Raw genomic sequence first — 3603 nt, forward strand, 5'->3', positions numbered from 1 at the left:
TCCGGCCCCTACCGCGGGGTGGCCCCCCGCGGTGGAGGGGGGGGGGCATCCGTGGGGTCGTACAGGTCGTCAGACCGGCACCGAGGCCAGGCCGGGGGCCAGGAACTTCTTGCCGTTGACGCGCTCCGAGACGCCCTCGCGGTCCAGGTACGGCGTGATGCCGCCCAGGTGGAAGGGCCAGCCGGCGCCGGTGATCATGCACAGGTCGATGTCCTGCGCCTCGCCGACGACGCCCTCGTCCAGCATCAGGCCGATCTCCTGCGCCACGGCCTCCAGGGCGCGGGCCAGGACCTGCTCCTCGGTCAGGACCGTGTCGCCGAAGGACAGCAGCGCCAGGACCTCGGGGTCGAGGACCTGCTGGCCGTCCTGCCAGACGTAGAACCCGCGCTTGCCGGCCTTGACCAGCTTGGTGAGGTTCTCCGAGACGGTGTACCGGTCCGGGAAGGCGGCGGCCAGGGTCTCCGACACGTGCAGGGCGATGGCCGGGCCGACCAGCTCCAGCAGCACGATCGGGGACATCGGCAGGCCGAGCGGCAGCACGGCCTTCTCGACGGTCTCGATCGGGGTGCCCTCGTCGATGGCGCCCTGGATCGCGTCCATGAAGCGGAGCAGGATCCGGTTCACGACGAACGCCGGGGCGTCCTTGGTGAGGACGGCCGTCTTCTTCAGCTTGCGGGCGACACCGAAGGCGGTGGCCAGCGAGGCGTCGTCGGTCTTCTCCGCGCGGACGATCTCCAGCAGCGGGAGGATCGCGACCGGGTTGAAGAAGTGGAAGCCGACGACCCGCTCCGGGTGCTCCAGCTTCGAGGCCATCTCGGTGATCGACAGCGAGGAGGTGTTGGTCGCCAGGATGGTGGTCGGCGAGACCACCGCCTCCAGCTCGGCGAAGACGTTCTGCTTGACGCCCATCTCCTCGAACACGGCCTCGATGACGAAGTCCGCGTCGCCGAAGGCGACCGCCTTGTCGAGGTGGCCGGAGACCAGGCCCTTGAGCTTGTTCGCCTTGTCGCCGTTGATCCGGCCCTTGGCGAGCAGCTTGTCGACCTCGCCGTGGACGTAGCCCACGCCCTTGTCGATGCGCTCCTGGTCGATGTCGGTCAGCACGACCGGCACCTCCAGGCGGCGGGCGAACAGCAGCGCCAGCTGCGAGGCCATCAGGCCCGCGCCGACCACGCCGACCTTGGAGACCGGGCGGGCCAGCGACTTGTCCGGCGCGCCGAACGGGCGCTTGGCCCGGCGCTGCACCAGGTTGAAGGCGTACAGGCCGGCGCGCAGCTCGCCGCTCATGATGAGGTCGGCCAGCGCCGCGTCCTCGGCGTCGAAGCCCGCCTGCAGGTCCTGGTCCTTGACCTGCTGGATGATGTCCAGCGCCTTGTAGGCGGCCGGCGCGGCGCCGTGCACCTTGCCGTCGGCGACCAGGCGGCCCCAGGCGACGGCGTCGTCCCAGGCCTTGCCGCGGTCGATCTCCTCGCGCTCGACGACGGTCTCGCCGGTGAGCACGGCGGCGGTCCAGTGCAGCGACTGCTCCAGGAAGTCGGCCGGCTCGAAGATCGCGTCCGCGATGCCGAGCTCGAACACCTCCTTGCCCTTGAGCTGCTTGTTCTGGCTCATCGAGTTCTCGACGATGACCTTGACGGCCTTCGCCGGGCCGATCAGGTTCGGCAGGATGGTGCAGCCGCCCCAGCCCGGGACGAGACCCAGGAAGACCTCCGGCAGCGAGAACGCCGGCACGCCGGAGCTCACCGTGCGGTAGGTGCAGTGCAGGCCGACCTCGACGCCGCCGCCCATCGCCGCGCCGTTGTAGTAGGCGAAGGAGGGGACGGGCAGCGCGGCGATCCGCTTGAAGACGTCGTGGCCGCCCTTGCCGATGGCCACCGCGTCGCTGTGCTCCTTGAGCACCTCGACGCCCTTGAGGTCGGCGCCGACCGCGAAGATGAACGGCTTGCCGGTGATCGCCACGGCGGCGATCGTGCCCTCGGCGGCCTCGGCCTCGACCTGGTCGAGCGCCTCGGAGAGCTTCGCCAGCGAGCCCGGGCCGAAGGTGGTCGGCTTGGTGTGGTCGAAGCCGTTGTCCAGGGTGATCAGCGCCAGCTTGCCGGCCTGCTTCGGCAGGTCCAGGTGGCGCACGTGCGCGGTGGTGACGACCTCGCCGGGGAACAGCTCGGCCGCGCGCTTCAGCAGCTCAGTGGTGCTCATGCTCACTTACCACCCTCGAAGTGCGGGTTCTCCCAGATGACCGTGCCGCCCATGCCGAAGCCGATGCACATGGTGGTCAGGCCGTAGCGGACGTCGGGGCGCTGCTCGAAGCGGCGCGCCAGCTGCGTCATCAGGCGCACGCCCGTGGAGGCCAGCGGGTGGCCGTAGGCGATCGCGCCGCCGTACGGGTTGACGCGCTCGTCGTCGTCGGCGATGCCGTAGTGGTCGAGCAGCGAGAGCACCTGGACGGCGAACGCCTCGTTGATCTCGAAGGCGCCGATGTCGTCGATCGTCAGACCGGCCTTGGCCAGCGCCTTCTCGGTCGCCGGGACGGGGCCGATGCCCATGACCTCGGGCTCCACGCCGGCGAAGGCGTAGGAGACCAGGCGCATCTTGATCGGGAGGCCGAGCTCCTCGGCGACGTCCTCGGCGGCGAGCAGCGAGGCGGTGGCGCCGTCGTTGAGGCCGGCCGCGTTGCCCGCGGTGATGTTGCCGTGCGGGCGGAACGGGGTCTTGAGGTTCGCCAGCGACTCCATGGTGGTGCCCGGGCGCATCGGCTCGTCCGTCGTCGCCAGGCCCCAGCCGGTCTCGCCGACCTCGGGGTTGGTGTTGCGGATCGCGATCGGCACCAGGTCCGGCTGGATGTCGCCGTTGGCGTACGCCTTGGCGGCCTTCTCCTGGGAGCGCACCGCGTAGGCGTCGCAGCGCTCCTTGGTGATGTGCGGCAGGCGGTCGTGCAGGTTCTCCGCGGTCATGCCCATGAACAGGGCGGACTCGTCGACCAGCTTCTCCGACACGAAGCGCGGGTTCGGGTCGACGCCCTCGCCCATCGGGTGGCGGCCCATGTGCTCGACACCACCGGCGACCACGATGTCGTACGCGCCGAAGGCGATGCCGCCCGCGGTGGTGGTGACGGCGGTCATCGCACCGGCGCACATGCGGTCGATCGCGTAGCCCGGGACGGACTTCGGCAGGCCGGCCAGCAGGCCGGCGGTGCGGCCGATGGTCAGGCCCTGGTCGCCGATCTGCGTGGTCGCGGCGATGGCGACCTCGTCGATGCGCTCGACGGGCAGGTTCGGGTTGCGGCGCACCAGCTCACGGATGCACTTGACGACCAGGTCGTCCGCGCGGGTCTCGTGGTAGATGCCCTTCGGGCCTGCCTTGCCGAACGGGGTGCGGACGCCGTCGACGAAGACGACGTCCCTCGCGGTACGAGGCACGGGGGCTCTCCTCCCAGGGGACATGACGGTGAGTGCAGTCCGCGGCTCGCGGGTGGAGCGGCGCTGCTTCACGGCCATGCTACCCGTCGGTAACTAACTTGGACAGAGCCCCCGCCCCCCGGACGGGGTGTGTCCCGCACCACGTCCGGCGCGGCCGGCGCCGCTGCGTCCGCCAGGGTGAACGGGC

The 3603-nt window shown here is 70.7% G+C and carries 2 protein-coding genes; both read right to left on the reverse strand.

Annotated elements, in window-relative coordinates:
• Positions 1-69 precede the first annotated feature (69 nt).
• A complete protein-coding gene (locus ACFV0G_RS25235; protein WP_380552183.1) occupies positions 70-2196 on the reverse strand; it encodes a 3-hydroxyacyl-CoA dehydrogenase NAD-binding domain-containing protein in 2127 nt (708 codons plus the stop codon).
• 2 nt (positions 2197-2198) lie between these two features.
• On the reverse strand, positions 2199-3416 hold the full coding sequence (locus tag ACFV0G_RS25240; RefSeq protein ID WP_100888197.1) for an acetyl-CoA C-acyltransferase: 1218 nt from the start codon (positions 3414-3416) through the stop codon (positions 2199-2201).
• Positions 3417-3603 lie beyond the last annotated feature (187 nt).

This window comes from Kitasatospora sp. NPDC059571, from assembly GCF_042735675.1.
Taxonomy (GTDB): Bacteria; Actinomycetota; Actinomycetes; order Streptomycetales; family Streptomycetaceae; genus Kitasatospora.